The organism is Larsenimonas suaedae (genome assembly GCF_023712105.1).
Taxonomy (GTDB): Bacteria; Pseudomonadota; Gammaproteobacteria; order Pseudomonadales; family Halomonadaceae; genus Larsenimonas; species Larsenimonas suaedae.
Genome location: NZ_JAMLJI010000001.1, coordinates 625,782 through 641,774 on the forward strand (window position 1 = coordinate 625,782; position 15,993 = coordinate 641,774).

The window sequence follows — 15,993 nt, forward strand, 5'->3', positions numbered from 1 at the left end:
GCACATCTCATGAATGTGCATCTCATAAAAAACCCGGCCAAGGCCGGGTTTTTATTTTTACGTCAAAGAACGCGGTGATCACACGAACCGGGGCGGGGGTCGATGCACATAGGTGTTATCGATCCACTCCGGATAGCGCTCCCGTTCCTGCCAGACCGTATAGTGCAGCCGAGACAAGAGAATCGGGTCGTCGATCAGCTGAAGCTTGAGCGCGTTGGGCACCCCGTGCGGGCCATGCTCGAGCACTTCCTCGAGATAGCGCTTTCGGCTTCGCTCCAATGCGTACGACTCGCCATGACGAGCCACGCCCATTGCACAGGCGAAGGCGTTTTCAACCGGGTCCACCACTGCGTCGATGAAACGCGGCGTTTCCCGAAGCGCTTCAGCGTGGCGAACATAACGCTTGGTCGCCCGAAGCTCGCGCGCGGGCTTGGCCTCTTCCGGGATCAAAAACAGCCGCTTGCGCCGACTCTTGATGCCAAGTCCAACCTTGCTTGAAATCACCGAGACCGGAATCGACAGGATCAGCGCACCAACGATCGGGGCCAGCCACCAGAGAAACCGGGGGTCGAGATACCAAACGCCCGCGGTCCAGACCAGACCCAATACCGTTTGTGGCCCGTGACGAACAACCGCTTCACGCCAGGGCGTTTCACTGCTGTCGCGCGACGGTGATTTCCACTTGATCTGAATCCCGAGCAGCGCAGCCAAGACGAATCGGGTGTGAAAGAGCATTCGCACCGGGGCCAGCATCATCGAGAAGAGTGACTCGAGTACCATACTGAGCCCGAGCCGAGCACGGCCACCGTAGAGCTTGGCGCCCTTGACCCACAAAAGGATGATACTGAGGATCTTGGGCAGAAACAGCAGGGTCAGCGTGGTGGAGAAAAGCGCCACCGCCTTGCCCGGATGCCATTCCGGCCATTGAGGGTGCAGCATGCCAGGTTCCGGAAAGTACACCGGCTCCGACATGGTGTGAATGCCAAGCATCACGGTCGAGAGCACCAGGAACAAGAACCAGAGCGGTGCCGACAGATACGACATGACCCCGGTCAGAAAGACCGCGCGGTGAACAGGGTGCATGCCTCGCACCATGAACAATCGGAAGTTCATCAAATTGCCGTGACACCAGCGGCGATCGCGCTGAAGCTCTTCCAGAAGGCTCGGCGGCATTTCTTCATAGCTTCCCGGCAGATCATAGGCAATCCAGACGCCCCAGCCTGCACGGCGCATCAGCGCGGCTTCCACAAAATCGTGTGAGAGAATTTCACCGGCCAGGGCGCCCTTGCCCGGGAGCGGTGCAAGCGAGCAGTAATACATGAACGGCTCAACACGAATGATCGCGTTGTGCCCCCAGTAATGGGACTCACCCAGCTGCCAGAAGTGAAGGCCCGCGGTGAAGAGCGGCCCGTAGACACTGGTCGCGAACTGTTGAAGGCGCGAGTAAAGGTTATTACTGCCCGCTGCCACCGGCGCTGACTGGATGATGCCAGCATCGGGATTGGCCTCCATCAGCTGCACCAGGCGCTTGAGGCAGTGACCGGTCATGACACTGTCTGCGTCAAGCACCAGCATGTAGCGATAGAGGCTACCCCACCGGCGACAGAAGTCGTCGATGTTGCCGCTCTTGCGTTTTACACGACGTCGGCGACGGCGATAGAAGATACGCCCGAACCCGTCGACCTCGCGGCAAAGCCGCATCCACGCGTGCTGCTCGGCCAGGCACAGCTCGGGGTCATAGGTATCGCTCAACACGTAGAAATCGAACAGGTGGCCCTGACCGGTTTTCTGCACGGACTCATAGGTGGCCTTGAGGCCTGCAAAGACGCGGTCCACATCCTCGTTGCAGATCGGCATTACCAGGGCGGTACGTGCGCTGTCTGCGATGTCGGCATCGGGCGTGGCCGAGGCCGTGATGCTGTAGCGATCACGTCCCTTGAGCAGCTGGAAAAAGCCCATGAGCGCGGTCCAGAACCCGGACGACACCCACGCAAACAGCAACGCGAACAATACAAGAATCGCGATCTCAAGCGGCGTGGTGCCCTTGTACGGCAGAATCGACGTCATGTACATGACCGCCATCGCGCTTTGCGCAACGGTTAGTACCGCAAGCGTCCAACGCCTGGCCGTACCGACCTTTTGCCAGTGATAGCGCTTGGGCGCGTCCGGTGCCTGCTGCTTGCGCTGCCACGGTTTGATCTCCCCCCGCTTTAGCTTGATCGATTTCGACATGCGCTTGAACGGACTGGTCGTCCAAGGCTTGGGCGCCATCGATGCACGGCTCACCGGGGGCGCCGTTGCGATGCGTACGCGCCCCTTGGGGTCATGGCCCAGCACGGCAGGCGGCGCCAAAGGGGAACTACCATAGGCCAGTTCCAGCCGCCTGAGTACGCTCAGACTGGCTGGATCCTGCCCCGGCTCGGCGGCATCCCCAGTGGTCCCTAGATAGCGGTGGAGTTGACTAAGGGTCAGGTCCGAAGAGCTGCCCGAGAGCAGCTTTCGGCGTTCCTTGGGCTCACTGGTCTCGAGCGCCAGGCGCTCGAGATAGTCCTGAGCCAAACTGATGTCGGATACGTTATCACTCATTGGCAGCTTGCAGCATGTAGCTCCAGGTTTCAGACAGTGCACCGCCCTGTCCATCCGTCAGGTACGCACGCAGCTCGATCGGCTTGGCGCTGTCTTTCGGCTTGACGTTAAGCGTCAGACGATACCCACCCGTCGCGGGGTTCTTTTGAACCTCAGTGCGGCTGATGTCACCGTTGTCTCCGGCACTCACGTTGGCCTTTGGCGTATTACTGCCATCAAGCGACTTGAGATTCGGACCCTTGAAGTCGAGTACGAATTCGGTCGTGCCGTCGCTCTTGCGAATGAGATTATCCTGCAGCACCTCGCCCTGGCTGCGACGCGTCTGGGAGACCCAGGCATTGTCCGGGCTATGGTATTTCGGCTCGTTCAATGTCCAGCTGATGCGGTAGTCGTAGTTCAGCGGCTGATCGACGCCTGGAAGATTGGTCGGACGCCAGTAGGCAACGATGTTGTCGTTGGTTTCATTCGGCGTCGGGATCTGCACCAGCTCGACCTGGCCTTGGCCCCAATCGTTGGTCGGCTGAATCCAGGCGCTCGGGCGCAGGTCGTAACGGTCGTGCAGGTCTTCGTAATCGTGGAAGTCATGGCTTCTCTGCAGAAGACCAAAGCCGCGCGGACTGTTGGCATCAAAGGAGTTGACCTGAAGCTTCTTGGGGTTTTGCAGCGGACGCCAGAGCCAGTCGTTGTCCCCGGAATTCACGGCAAGACCGTTCGAATCGTGAATCGCCGGGCGGTAGTTCAGTTGTCCATTGGGCTGACTCGGCCCGAACAGGAACATGCTGGTAAGCGGTGCAACGCCAAGCTTGGTCACTTCGTGGCGGCGGAAGATGCGCGATTTGACATCAACGACGCTGTCTTCACCCGGACGCAGGATAAAACGATACGCGCCGGTCATGCTCGGCGAGTCCATCAGGGCAAAGATGGTCAGGTACTTGTCGCCCTTCTCAGGCTTGGCAATCCAGAACTCCTTGAACCTCGGGAACTCTTCGCCGGAGGACAGCGCCGTATCGATGGCAAGGCCACGCCCGGAGAGGCCGTAACGCATGTTCTCGCCGATCACGCGGAAATAGCTCGCCCCCAGAAAGACCATCACTTCCTGTTTCGTGGCGCTGTTGATCGGGTAGTTGACCTTGAATCCGGCAAAGCCGAGATCGGACAGTTTGGACTTGTCGAGCTTCAGATCGCCAAAGTCGAAATCGTCCGGGGAGTATTTAACCTCGTGAACGTCATCGGCCTGCGGCCCATCGATTTCGTTGATGGTCACCGGCGTATCGTAGTGCATGCCCTGATGGAAAAAGCTCAGATCAAACGGCAGATTCTCATCGCGCCAAAGCGACTTGTCCGCCTTGAACTGAATTTTTGCGTAATCCTTGTACTTGAGCTTGGCAAGCTCATCGGGCAGGTTGCTTTCCGGCTGGGAATAGTTCTGCTTGGCAAGCGACTTGGCCTGGTCTGCTACATCCTGAAAGCCAAAGGCGAAGGCCTGCTGGGCGCAAAGGAGGGAAGCAAGGCTAAAGGCGACAAGGGGAAGACGATGGGAAGCTCGGGGGGACTCTGAACGTTCAAAAGATTGATGGTGCGTCACGGATGACTCCTCATGCGCTGTCTGTATTCGGTATTAGCGATGCGCCTGAACGCATAGGGCAACGCGCATCTTGACTTAAATCACATGCATTAAGCTATAAAGCATCGAGCGAATCAATATCCGGCAACGCTCACGCAACATCTGCTTTTACTGTAATAACACGCGCTTAGCATTGTCTGGTCAGGGTATTAACGACCGCAGAACACCGTTTTAAACATCAGACTACCAGATTTACAGCAAAGACAATCTGCCATTCGTAACACGATGTGTCCGCGTAACACGTCGCGCTCGCTCTGGCACAGTGCCTGGGAAACAGTATCTGCCACGACGTCAATGCACTGAAACCACGTGGCCGACGTAAAACGAAAGTCGCACCGCCTCACTTGCCGCCCTCGCTAATGGACTTCGCCCACCCTGCTCCTCGTAAAGCGTGGGCCTCCCCAGACCGCACGCCCTAAACATCCTCGACCGTTTTTTACTGGGACTTACAGGAAAAAACGCGTTTGATGTATCCCAACCAGAGCAGCCCACCGATCACCGGTGCACACACGCCACCAAGCACCAGATACGCCGAGACCGGCACATGGGAAAAAAGCGCGGCAAGACCGGCCCCGCCACTCATTTGAAAGCATCCAAACAGGGCTGAGGCACTGCCGGCGCGGTCAGGGAATGCCTCGAGCGCCAGACTGACGGCAGAGCCGAGCGCAAGAGAAAACCCGGCTGTAAACACCGCAACCGGCGCCATGAAGCCAACCACGGATGCTCCCCAGAGTGCAAACGAGATAAAGAACATGAGGCCCGAGACCACAATCAGGCATGCTCCGCCAACAAAGGTGGGCACACGGCCCAGTCGCGCGATCAACCGCGTCGCCCCGAAGAAACTTACGACATTGATCAGGGCATTGGCCCCGAACACCAGCCCGAACTGCCACTGACTCAATCCCAGCGTGTCGACCAGCAGCACCGGTGAGGCCGTCACGTAAATAAGTACTGCTCCCATACCTATCGCGGCAAGCGTTGCAAAGAACATGAATCTCGCATTGGTGAGCATCGGCAGAAATCGATGGAGTTGATAAAGCGCGCCGAGCGAGCGCTTCGATGCAGGTAAGGTCTCAGGCAGAAAGCGAGCGCACATCACACAGGTCAACAGCGCAAAAACCGCCATGAACAAAAAGGTGCTTCGCCAGCCGGCAAGGCTTGCAAGCACGCCACCAAGCGCCGGCGCAAGCGCTGGAATGATGCATAGCGAACCATTCAAGTAGCTGTAGATCTGTGCACCGCGCTGAGGTGTGAACGCATCTCTCACCGCCGAGAAGGCAACGACGGTTGCGACACAGGCCCCCATGCCCTGCAGAAAGCGCGCGGTATACATAAGCGAAAGCGTCGGAGAGAACGCCCCCAGCACCGCGCCGAGGGCGTATAAAAGGCAGCCGGCCAACGCCCAGCGCTTTCGCCCGTGACGGTCGGTCAAGGGCCCGACCAACAGTTGTCCGATGCCGACCGTGAACAAAAAAAGCGTGATGGTAAGCTGCAGTTCAGCGTTGTCGCCCTCGAAATCACTGCGCATCAATGGCATTGAGGGCAGATAGATATCCACGCCAAGCGGCGTGAGCATGACTAGAAGTACCAAAAGTACGGGCCAGAAACGCCCGCCGCTCGCCGATGACATACGACTTATCCTTTTTTGAACCATGTTCTAAGTTAAAGAAAAACGCTAAAGAGAAAGGGCCGTTTGCTTGATCGAGTGGTGGTCATGTTTAAGCCGAGGTGATCTGGCGTCGCGCGTTTCAGACCTCTGCTAATATTAAAGGCTTGACCGGTACATATCCCGCAACCCCCTGATTGCCTTTTCCTCAGCATGGACACCAATACTGTATGGGCAGTGACAATAACGCACCCTCGAATCAAGCAAGTGATGAACAACAACAAGCCAGCGCAGAGGCGCAGGCACGTGACGAGCAGGAAAAGGCCCTCGAAGACCAGAATGAAGGCAGCGAGGCGCTCGATACCAAGAACCTGCCCTCGCAGGCCGCTGCCGTCCATGAACGGCTTCGTATCGACGGCGAGAAGGAGCTTGAGCGAGACACCTTTGCACTGATGTGGTCAGCCATCGCCGCCGGCATTTCCATGAGCGCATCGATGATGGCCAAGGGTGTTTTGCACACGCATCTGCCGCCGGATTCAGGCGTCAGTTTTCTGATCGAGAATCTGGGCTATACCCTTGGCTTCATCATCGTGATTCTGGCTCGCCAGCAGCTTTTCACCGAAAACACGGTCACGGCGGTTCTGCCGGCCATGAGCCACCCGAACCTTAGAAATCTGATCTGCCTATTGCGGTTATGGGGCGTGGTGCTTCTTGGCAACATTGTCGGTGCAGGGCTTGCCGCATTCACCTTCCTGCATTTGCCCATGTTTACCCCCGAGGTGTCGAAATCCTTTGTCACTATTGGCGAGCATGTCATGGAGAACTCGGCGTTCGAGATGTTCGCCAAGGGCATCGTGGCCGGCTGGCTGATAGCGACCCTTGTTTGGGTCATGCCGTCTGTCGAGCAGGCCAAGGTCTGGATCATTTTGATCGTGACCTATTTCGTGGCGATCGGCGAGTTTACCCACATCATTGTGGGCTCGAGCGAAGTGCTCTACCTCGTGTTCGACGGCAAGGCCACTTGGGGCGATTTCCTGTTCCATTTCGGATTGCCGACACTTGCCGGCAACATCATGGGCGGCACATTCATCTTTGCGCTGATAAGCCACGCCCAGATTCGAAACGACATGGATGTACAGCGCCAGGGCAAGCGCGGTGCCTGGCTCTACAAACAGCGCGTCAACGGCAAGCGCAGCAAATGATCGCAGCAAATGATACTGGTGTCCTGCCATACAAAAGGGCCGGTGTATGCCGGCCCTTTTCGTGATCGGTTTCGACCGAAAACGTCAGTGCACGGTTGAGGACGGAAGTTCTTCGTCGTCAGAAGGCTCACCGTTTTCCCAGAGCTTCGAGCGCGTCAGCGCATGGTCGATCATTTCTCGGGCGATTTCGAACCGGCTGTCGCGCAGCATGTCGATGGCATCGTCTGAAAACCGGATGCTCACCAGTGCTTCATCCTCGCTGTCGGATGGGCGAAGCACCACTTCACCATTCGAGAGCTCGACGATTTCAAGTATGGCTGTGTCAGACACGGGTCACCTCATCTGTCAGGCCAACAGGTCAGCTAGGAACCGCCAGCCATGAATAAAAAACGACCATGGTTAAGACCATGGTCGCCAAATAGCGTCAGTTTACCACCGAAGCGCGCGAAGCGTCACCACTCCTCGTTGGTCGAGCGCAGGGCGCCGGCCAGCGTCTTCAGGGCATCTGCAGCCTCATCCAGCGTATCGCGCTGCGTGCGTCGCGATGTCGCGATCATCGATGCGGTTGATGACACCGCGACGGGCCCGCTCGGGCGACCATCGATCGCATCGAGGCAACTCATGAACCGGGAAAGCCAGCTGTCACCGTCAGTGAGCAGCGACTTGATCTGTGAGAGCTCGGCCTGGGCGATGTCTTCGCCGGCAAGCTGTTCACGCCAGTGAGCGACGTCCCAGGCGCGTGTATCGTCGAGTTCTCTCAAAAGCGAGACAAGCCCGCGCTCGAGCATCAACGCGGCCGCCCGTTCGAATGCGACCTGCTGCGCGCGGTGTTCGATGTCATCCTGGCCTTGAGGCGTCTGTGCCAGAAGCAGCCCGGCGTGATAAAGCCATTGATTGGTTTCGCCGCGCTGACTCATTCACCCTCTCCCTTGGCCGGTTTCTTGCGCTTGTCCTCCACCTGCCAGCGGCCATCGTCATAGGTGGCCTTCCAGCCGGATGCCTTGCCGTTTTCATTATCGGTCATGACGTACTGCGACTTGGTCTTGCGCGAGAACCGGATCTGCGCGTCGCGACCGTCCGGGTCCTGACTCGGCGCCCCCAAAAGGAAATGGTACTTTTCCGGCAGCTCGTCCTTGTGCGCCTTCAGCTCACTGACCAACGGCGGACGCGTTTCGCGATTTTTCGGAAATTGACTGGCGGCCAGGAACAGGCCACTGGCGCCGTCACGAAGCACATAGTGGTCATCGACCTTTTGACAGGCAAGCTCCGGCATGTCGATGGGGTCCATCTTGGGCGGCGCAGGCTCGCCGCTTTTCAAAAGCTTGCGGGTGTTCTTGCACGCCTCGTTGGTGCAGCCGAAGTACTTGCCGAACCGGCCCGACTTCAACTGCATGTCAGCCCCGCACTTGTCGCACTCAATGGTCGGGCCTTCGTAGCCCTTGATGCGGAACTTGCCGTGTTCGATTTCATAGCCGCTGCAGTCCGGGCTGTTGCCACAGACATGAAGCCTTCGATGCTCATCGATCAAGTAGCTGTCCATGGCGGTGCCACAGGTCGGACAACGACGCTTGGCACGCAGCGCATCGGTTTCAGCGTCTTCATCGGCGTCGGCCGCCACCGCCTCTTCGCCCGGCAGCAGGTCGATGGTCTGCTTGCAGCGCTCCTTGGGCGGCAGACTGTAGCCTGAACAGCCCAGAAACACGCCGGTCGAGGCCGTGCGAATCTGCATGTGACGGCCGCAGTTGGGACAGTCGATGTCGGTCTCCACCGGCGTATTGGGCCGCATGCCCTCTTCACTTTCGGCATGCGCAAGCTTTTGGCTGAAATCACCGTAGAATGCGTCCAACAGCGCCTTCCAGTCACGCTTGCCATCGGCGACATCGTCAAGCTCGCCTTCCATTTCGGCGGTAAACCCGTAGTCGAGCAAGTTCTTGAACGACTCGGTCAACCGGTCGGTCACGATCTCGCCGAGCTTTTCGGCGTAGAACCGACGGTTTTCAAGGCGGACGTAGCCACGCTCCTGAATGGTCGAGATGATGGCCGCATAGGTGGACGGGCGACCGATGCCGCGCTTTTCAAGCTCCTTGACCAGGCTTGCCTCGGTATAGCGCGCGACCGGCTTGGTAAAATGCTGCTGGGGATCGAGCTTTTTGAGCGTGAGAGTCTCACCCTCCTTGAGATCCGGCAGTTCCTGGTCGTCCTGTTTGCCACCGGGGCGCTGAACACGGGTATAACCATCGAACACCAGAACCCGGCCTTTCGCCCGCAGCTCATAGCCGTCGGTCTCGATCGTGAGCGTGGTGGACTTGTAGCTGGCCGGCACCATCTGGCACGCAACGAACTGGCGCCAGATCAGCTCGTAAAGCCGCTCCGCGTCACGCTCCATCCCTGCCAGATCGCTTGCGGTACGGCTCACATCACTCGGTCGAATCGCCTCGTGCGCCTCCTGAGCCCCTTCCTTGCTGGAATAGAGGATCGGTGACTCGGGCAGGTATGCCTCACCGTACTGCTCGGTAATGTGCGCTCTCGCCATCTCGACGGCGTCTTTCGACAAATTGGTCGAGTCGGTACGCATATAGGTGATGTAGCCGGCTTCATACAAGCGCTGCGCGAGCGTCATGGTTTTCTTGACCGAAAACCCGAGCCGACCACTGGCCGCCTGCTGAAGCGTCGACGTGATGTAGGGCGCGCCCGGCTTGCTGCTGGTCGGCTTGTCCTCGCGGGCACGAATCGCATAGCTTGCGCCGCGCAACGCCTTCAAGTGCGCGTCGGTTTCTGCCTCAGAGGTGGGCCGGAACGCCTTGCCCTGATGCCGAGCGACCTCGAAACGAAGCTGATGGTTGCCGCTGCTTTCCAGATCCGCGTGCAGGTCCCAGAACTCTTCCGGTACGAACGCACGAATTTCTCGCTCACGATCAACGATCAGACGTACCGCGACCGACTGCACTCGCCCTGCCGACAGCCCTCGGGCCACCTTGCCCCACAAAAGCGGCGACACCATGAAGCCGACCACGCGATCCAGAAAACGTCGCGCCTGCTGGGCACTGACGCGGTCCGTATTGAGTTCGCTTGGGGTCTTGAACGCGTTTTGAATCGCGTTTTTGGTGATCTCGTTGAACACCACCCGGCGATAGCGGGACTCATCGCCACCGATCACCTCCTTGAGATGCCAGGCAATCGCTTCCCCTTCGCGGTCAAGGTCGGTCGCGAGATAGACCGCATCAGCGGTTTCGGCCAGGCGCTTCAGCTCATCGACCACCTTTTCCTTACCGGGCAGCACCTCGTAGCGTGCGTCCCAGTTGTTGTCGGGGTCGATGCCCATGCGACGAATCAGCTGCTGACGTGCTTTTTGCTGCTTGTAGACGGCCTTTTCATCCGGCGACATCTTGCGGGTAGCTGCCGCCTGTTTGGCGCGGTCGCTCGGGTCGGTCGCCGATTTGGCGGAGCCGCTGGTCGGCAGGTCACGAATGTGACCGACGCTCGACTTCACCACATAGTCGTTGCCGAGGTATTTGTTGATTGTCTTGGCCTTTGCGGGCGACTCGACAATCACCAGTGACTTACCCATAGCTTTCCATCTCCCGCGTCAGCAGCTCAGGAGCAAGCAAGGCATGGCCTGCTGCTGCATGTTCAAAAATGCGCCTACACTACCTGAGCGCCATGGCAAGCGCCAGTCGAAGCAAGGCGGGTCTATATAAGGACAGTCTTTGACAGATAAGGACGGTCTTTGACAGAGGCGTCACTGCATTGGAATATTCAGCGGCGAGTTTGATGCATCTAGTGTTAAAGTAATAACGCAAAACCAATCGCCTTTGCCAATCCGTAGAGAATGCCAAGGGTGAAATGAACCGTGATATCGCGAAGCACTCGCTTCGCGCGTGGCCAAATGCAGTTTTTTCTGCATGCATTTACCGCCCAAGGAGACAAACCTCATGCCGTATGCGTTGCACGACCCTATTCGTCGTACCAAGATCGTGTCCACTCTGGGGCCTGCAAGTGACAAGCCCGGTGTGCTTGATGACATGGTCAAGGCCGGGGTCGACGTCGTTCGTCTCAACTTTTCCCATGGCAGCCCCGACGACCACCGTCGTCGCGTCGAAGCCGTCCGCGAGGCCGCCAGCCGCTTTCAGCGCAACGTCGCAATTCTTGGTGACCTTCAGGGGCCAAAAATCCGTATTGCCCGTTTCAAGGATGGCCCGATCACCCTCGAGGAAGACGCGCATTTCGTCATCGACGTCTCGCTCGAGCGCGACGCGGGCGACCAGAATGAAGTCGGCTGCGATTACAAGGAACTTGCCGACGACGTCAAGACTGGCGACATCCTGATGCTCGACGATGGCCGGGTCGAACTCGAAGTCGTCTCGGTGAATGCACCGCGTATCGAATGCCGAGTCAAGGTCGGCGGCAAGCTGTCCAACAACAAGGGCATCAACAAGCAGGGTGGCGGCCTGTCTGCTGCGGCGTTGACCGATAAAGACAAGACCGACATGAAAACGGCCATCGAGCTTGAAGTCGACTACCTGGCCGTCTCTTTCCCCCGCTCGGGCGAAGACATGAAGCTTGCCCGCCAGCTGCTGGGCGAAGAAGGTCGGGATATCGCGCTGGTTGCCAAGGTCGAGCGCGCCGAAGCGGTCGAAGACGAAGCGACCCTTGACGGCATCATCCTGGCGTCCGACGCGGTCATGGTCGCGCGTGGTGATCTGGGCGTTGAAATCGGCGATGCACAGCTGATCGGCGTTCAAAAGCGCATGATCGCCCGCGCCCGCCAGCTTAACCGCGCGGTCATCACGGCCACCCAGATGATGGAATCGATGATCGAGTCACCGCTGCCGACACGTGCCGAGGTCTTTGACGTGGCCAACGCCGTCCTCGATGGCACCGACGCGGTCATGCTCTCCGCCGAAACCGCTGCCGGCAACTACCCGGTCGAAACGATCGAGGCCATGAATCGGCTGTGCCTGGGCGCCGAGCGCGAACGCGCCGCGCAGGAATCCAAACACCGCATGAATGAAGGCTTCACCCGTATCGATGAGACCGTGGCGCTGTCTGCCATGTACGCCGCCAACCACTTGAAGGGCGTAGCTGCCATCGCCTGCATGACCGAGACCGGCTACACCCCGCTGCTCGCCTCACGCATTCGCTCAGGCCTGCCGATCGTCGCCCTCTCGGGCCATCCGCGCACCCTGCGCCGCATGGCGCTGTTTCGTGGCGTAACCTCCATTCTGTTCGATACCGATGACATGCCGAACGGCGAGGTAAACCAGCGCGCCGTATCCGAGCTCAAGCATCGCGGTATCGCCTCCGACGGCGATTACGTCATCCTGACGCGAGGCGACCACGTCAACGCGCAGGGCGGCACAAACTCGATGAAAATCGTACAGGTTGGAAGCCACATCGGCTGATGGTTCAGGCGCCTCGAGGGCGCCCGTACCTTGAGCAGAGCGTTCGACCTGAACGTTTGAGATGAATAAAAGCGGCGCCTTCAGGGCGCCGCTTTTATTTGCTGCTATCTGCTGCTGGTGCATCGATGGGCCGGCCTTCAGGCCCATCATGCGCATCACCCAATGCAGCTCACTCTATTTCGATCAGAACCTCGCCCGGCGTCACGCGATCGCCCTTGGCCACATGGATCGCCCGAACCGTACCGCTGACGCGGGCCTGGATTTCGGTCTCCATTTTCATCGCCTCGGTGATCAGCACCGCCTGACCTTCCTTGACCTCATCGCCTTCACTGACCAGCACGTCAACAATGTTGCCCGGCATGGACGTCGTCACATGCCCTGCCGCACTTGCCCTGGCGCGCCCGGAATCCGTCGTGCCGCCGACAAACGTGTCCTTGGCATCAAACACGACTTCTTCGGGCATGCCATCGAGTGTCAGATACACGCGGCGCTTGCTGCCTTGTGCGCCGCCGACACCGGTAATCTGAACTTCATAGGATTCGCCGTGAACGTCAATGACGAACTCGGTCGGCACCCCTTCGCTGACAGGGCGACTGCTGCCTTCGGCCTCGGGAATGGCTTCGGGGGTCAACGTACCGTCTTCACGCTCACGCAGGAAGGTTTCGGCCATGTCGGGGAACATGGCGTAGGTCAGCACGTCCTCTTCGCTTTTCGCGAGATCGCCGATGGTGGACGTCAGCCGCTCCATCTCCGGAGACAGTTGATCGGCCGGCCGGCCCTCTTCGACATCGGCATTGCCGATTGCCTGCTTCAAGAGCGCCTGATCGACACCCGCCGGTGACTTGCCGTAGCCGCCCTGCAGGTAGCGCTTCACTTCGTTGGTGATGGTCTTGTAACGCTCACCGCTCAGCACGTTCATCACCGCCTGTGTACCGACGATCTGAGACGTCGGTGTGACCAGCGGCGGATACCCCAGATCTTGACGGACCTTGGGAATCTCATCGAACACCTCACGAATGCGTGACAGTGCGTTCTGCTCTTTCATCTGGCTTGCCAGGTTCGACATCATGCCGCCGGGCACCTGATTGATCTGAACCGAGATGTCCTCGCGGGTGAATTCGCTTTCAAAGCCCGCGTATTTCTTGCGCACTTCGCGGAAGTAATCGCCCACGTCCTTGAGCGCTTCAAGATCAAGGCCGGTATCGAATTCGGTTCCTTTAAGCGCGGCAACCAAAGACTCCGTTGCCGGATGGCTTGTCCCACCGCCAAAGGCCGAGATACAGGTATCGACGTGGCGACAGCCTGCCTCGATGGCCTTGAGCTGACACTGGGCCGCAAGCCCGGCGGTCGCATGGGAGTGCAGATGAATGGGCACGTCGACGGCATTGACCAGCGCCTCGACCAGGTCCTTGGTGGCGTAGGGTGTCAAAAGCCCGGCCATGTCCTTGATCGCGATGGAATCGGCGCCCATATCGACCAGCCGATGCGCCTGCTCGACGTAGAGGTCCAGCGTATGCACCGGGCTCACTGTATAGCAGATCGTCCCTTGTGCATGCTTGCCGGCTGACTTGACCGCCTTCATGGCCGTTTCAAGGTTGCGCAGGTCATTCAAGGCATCGAACACGCGGAAGATGTCGATGCCGTTCTCCGCCGCCCGGTGGACGAACGCCGTGACGACATCGTCGGCGTAATGGCGATAGCCCAGCAGGTTCTGGCCGCGCAGCAGCATCTGAAGCGGCGTGTTCGGCAGCGCTTCCTTAAGGCTCTTGAGCCGCACCCAGGGATCTTCTTTCAGGAAACGAACACACGCGTCAAAGGTCGCGCCTCCCCAGACTTCGAGGGAGTGGTAGCCGATCTTGTCGAGGCTGTCGCAGATCGGCAGCATGTCGTCGGTGCGCATGCGGGTGGCAATCAGGGACTGGTGGCCATCACGTAACACGACGTCGGTCAGATGAACTGAACTCATGGGTACTCCTAACTCATTGTTTCTTTTATCGGGTCACAGGTACGGTTCAGAGCCCGGCATGGGCTGCAATGGCCGCAGCGATTGCAAGTGCCACGCCTTCAGGGTGGCGCTTGACGGAATAGTTCAAAAGCTCGGCGTGATTCGGCACGAAGCTGGTATTGAAATGACAGCCTCTGAACTGAGGATGCTTTAGGATTTCCTGATAATACGGTGCCGTGGTCTTGACGCCTTGAACGCGCATGTCATTGAGCGCCCGAATGCCGCGATTGCACACCTCATCCCAGGTCATCGCCCACACCACCAGCTTGAGACACATCGAGTCGAAGTACGGCGGGATTTCGTAGCCGGTATAAATGGCGGTGTCGGTACGTACGCCGGGCCCGCCCGGTGCGTAATAGCGCGTGATGCGACCAAAGGACGGCAGGAAGTCGTTCTTGGGGTCTTCTGCGTTGATGCGAAACTGCATCGCGAAGCCGTGGTATTGAATGTCTTCCTGGCGATAGGCCAGCGTCTCGCCGGCGGCAATACGGATCTGCTCGCGGACGATGTCGACCCCGGTAATTTCTTCGGTGATCGTGTGCTCAACCTGAACACGTGTATTCATTTCCATGAAATACACTTCGTTGTCACGCACCAGAAACTCGACCGTACCTGCGTTTTCATAGCCTACCGCATGCGCGGCCTTGATCGCCTGCTCACCGACGTAGGTGCGCTGTTCGGGCGTCAACTGAGGGCTTGGCGCAATTTCGATGAGTTTTTGATTACGGCGCTGAATTGAACAATCGCGCTCGTAGAGATGAATCACGTTGCCGTGGCTGTCGGCGAGAATCTGAACCTCGATGTGCAGCGGGTCGACCACGCACTTTTCCATGAACACGTCGGCACTGCCGAAGGCCTTGGTCGCCTCGGAAATAACGCGCTCCCAGGCGTAGTGGAGATCCTCGGCGCTGTCACAGCGGCGAATACCTCGACCACCGCCGCCGGAGGTCGCCTTGAGCATCACCGGATAACCGATCTTCTCGGCCAGTTCCAGCGCCTCGTCACGGCTTGCCAGATTGCCCTCGGAGCCCGGCGTTACCGGCACACCGGCCTTGATCATCGAGGCGCGCGCGGCGGTCTTGTCGCCCATTTTTGAAATGACATCGCCGCTTGGGCCGATGAATCGAATACCGGCCTGTTCGCAGATGTGGGCGAACTCGGCGTTTTCCGACAGGAAACCGTAGCCCGGGTGGATCGCATCACACCCTGTTTCGCGTGCCATATCGACGATGCGCCTTGGGTCCAGATAGCCCGCCAGCGGGTCTTCGCCCATGAAATGCGCTTCGTCGGCGCTTTTGACATGAAGGGAAAAACGATCTGGCTCGGTATAGATGGCCACACTACGGATGCCGATTTCCGCACAGGCGCGTACAATACGAACAGCGATTTCACCGCGGTTGGCGATGAGAATCTTATTGAACATGCGGGCTCTCCCAAACGTTGTTTTTGGCCTTCAGGGCGCTGCGTGTTGTGTCGGTTCTGGTGGTGTTTGTACCGCTTTTTGAAACTTGAGAAAGCAGGCAGCACAGTGGGTTCACCCTAACGAGCCATCATGCCAAAGAAAAGTT

At 58.7% G+C, this 15,993-nt stretch carries 10 protein-coding genes; 2 read left to right on the forward strand and 8 right to left on the reverse strand.

Annotated elements, in window-relative coordinates; all coding sequences use genetic code 11:
- Positions 1–78: 78 nt before the first annotated feature.
- The 3 genes from mdoH to NAT49_RS03010 all read right to left on the reverse strand — a co-directional run bounded on the left by mdoH (position 79) and on the right by NAT49_RS03010 (position 5,840).
- Complete coding sequence (gene mdoH / locus NAT49_RS03000; protein WP_251590204.1) at positions 79–2,586, reverse strand: glucans biosynthesis glucosyltransferase MdoH; 2,508 nt, start codon at positions 2,584–2,586, stop codon at positions 79–81.
- Entirely contained in the window at positions 2,579–4,171 is a 1,593-nt protein-coding gene (locus tag NAT49_RS03005) for a glucan biosynthesis protein G (protein WP_251590206.1), read from the reverse strand. The genes mdoH and NAT49_RS03005 overlap by 8 nt, the downstream gene beginning before the upstream one ends.
- A 475-nt stretch (positions 4,172–4,646) precedes the next feature.
- Positions 4,647–5,840 (reverse strand): multidrug effflux MFS transporter, encoded by a 1,194-nt coding sequence (locus tag NAT49_RS03010; RefSeq protein WP_251590208.1) that lies wholly within the window; start codon positions 5,838–5,840, stop codon positions 4,647–4,649.
- 206 nt (positions 5,841–6,046) lie between these two features.
- Between NAT49_RS03010 and NAT49_RS03015 the strand changes: the two genes are divergently transcribed.
- Positions 6,047–7,018 (forward strand): formate/nitrite transporter family protein, encoded by a 972-nt coding sequence (locus NAT49_RS03015; protein ID WP_251590210.1) that lies wholly within the window; start codon positions 6,047–6,049, stop codon positions 7,016–7,018.
- An 84-nt stretch (positions 7,019–7,102) separates the two neighbouring features.
- Here NAT49_RS03015 and NAT49_RS03020 read toward each other — a convergent pair whose 3' ends face one another.
- The 3 genes from NAT49_RS03020 to topA all read right to left on the reverse strand — a co-directional run bounded on the left by NAT49_RS03020 (position 7,103) and on the right by topA (position 10,586).
- On the reverse strand, positions 7,103–7,348 hold the full coding sequence (locus NAT49_RS03020) for a hypothetical protein (protein ID WP_251590211.1): 246 nt from the start codon (positions 7,346–7,348) through the stop codon (positions 7,103–7,105).
- Between the two features lie 122 nt (positions 7,349–7,470).
- A complete protein-coding gene (locus NAT49_RS03025; protein ID WP_251590212.1) occupies positions 7,471–7,935 on the reverse strand; it encodes a DUF6586 family protein in 465 nt (154 codons plus the stop codon).
- Positions 7,932–10,586, reverse strand: coding sequence for a type I DNA topoisomerase (topA, locus tag NAT49_RS03030; RefSeq protein ID WP_251590213.1), 2,655 nt, complete (start codon positions 10,584–10,586; stop codon positions 7,932–7,934). The genes NAT49_RS03025 and topA overlap by 4 nt, the downstream gene beginning before the upstream one ends.
- 364 nt (positions 10,587–10,950) lie before the next feature.
- On the opposite strand from topA, the gene pyk reads away from it, so the two are divergent.
- On the forward strand, positions 10,951–12,420 hold the full coding sequence (gene pyk / locus NAT49_RS03035) for a pyruvate kinase (RefSeq protein ID WP_251590214.1): 1,470 nt from the start codon (positions 10,951–10,953) through the stop codon (positions 12,418–12,420).
- A 169-nt stretch (positions 12,421–12,589) separates the two neighbouring features.
- On the opposite strand, the gene oadA is transcribed toward pyk, so the two are convergent.
- Both oadA and NAT49_RS03045 read right to left on the reverse strand, forming a co-directional pair.
- A complete protein-coding gene (oadA, locus tag NAT49_RS03040) occupies positions 12,590–14,386 on the reverse strand; it encodes a sodium-extruding oxaloacetate decarboxylase subunit alpha (RefSeq protein ID WP_251590215.1) in 1,797 nt (598 codons plus the stop codon).
- Positions 14,387–14,432: 46 nt separating this feature from the next.
- Entirely contained in the window at positions 14,433–15,848 is a 1,416-nt protein-coding gene (locus NAT49_RS03045) for an acetyl-CoA carboxylase biotin carboxylase subunit (protein ID WP_251590217.1), read from the reverse strand.
- Between the last annotated feature and the right edge of the window lie 145 nt (positions 15,849–15,993).

What these genes read in the sequence shown, in the direction of transcription:
- mdoH (WP_251590204.1), bottom strand. Translation starts at nt 2,586, where the DNA reads ATGAGTGATAACGTATCCGACATCAGTTTGGCTCAGGACTATCTCGAG.
- NAT49_RS03010 (WP_251590208.1), bottom strand. Translation starts at nt 5,840, where the DNA reads ATGTCATCGGCGAGCGGCGGGCGTTTCTGGCCCGTACTTTTGGTACTT.
- NAT49_RS03015 (WP_251590210.1), top strand. Translation starts at nt 6,047, where the DNA reads ATGGGCAGTGACAATAACGCACCCTCGAATCAAGCAAGTGATGAACAA.
- NAT49_RS03025 (WP_251590212.1), bottom strand. Translation starts at nt 7,935, where the DNA reads ATGAGTCAGCGCGGCGAAACCAATCAATGGCTTTATCACGCCGGGCTG.
- topA (WP_251590213.1), bottom strand. Translation starts at nt 10,586, where the DNA reads ATGGGTAAGTCACTGGTGATTGTCGAGTCGCCCGCAAAGGCCAAGACA.
- pyk (WP_251590214.1), top strand. Translation starts at nt 10,951, where the DNA reads ATGCCGTATGCGTTGCACGACCCTATTCGTCGTACCAAGATCGTGTCC.
- oadA (WP_251590215.1), bottom strand. Translation starts at nt 14,386, where the DNA reads ATGAGTTCAGTTCATCTGACCGACGTCGTGTTACGTGATGGCCACCAG.
- NAT49_RS03045 (WP_251590217.1), bottom strand. Translation starts at nt 15,848, where the DNA reads ATGTTCAATAAGATTCTCATCGCCAACCGCGGTGAAATCGCTGTTCGT.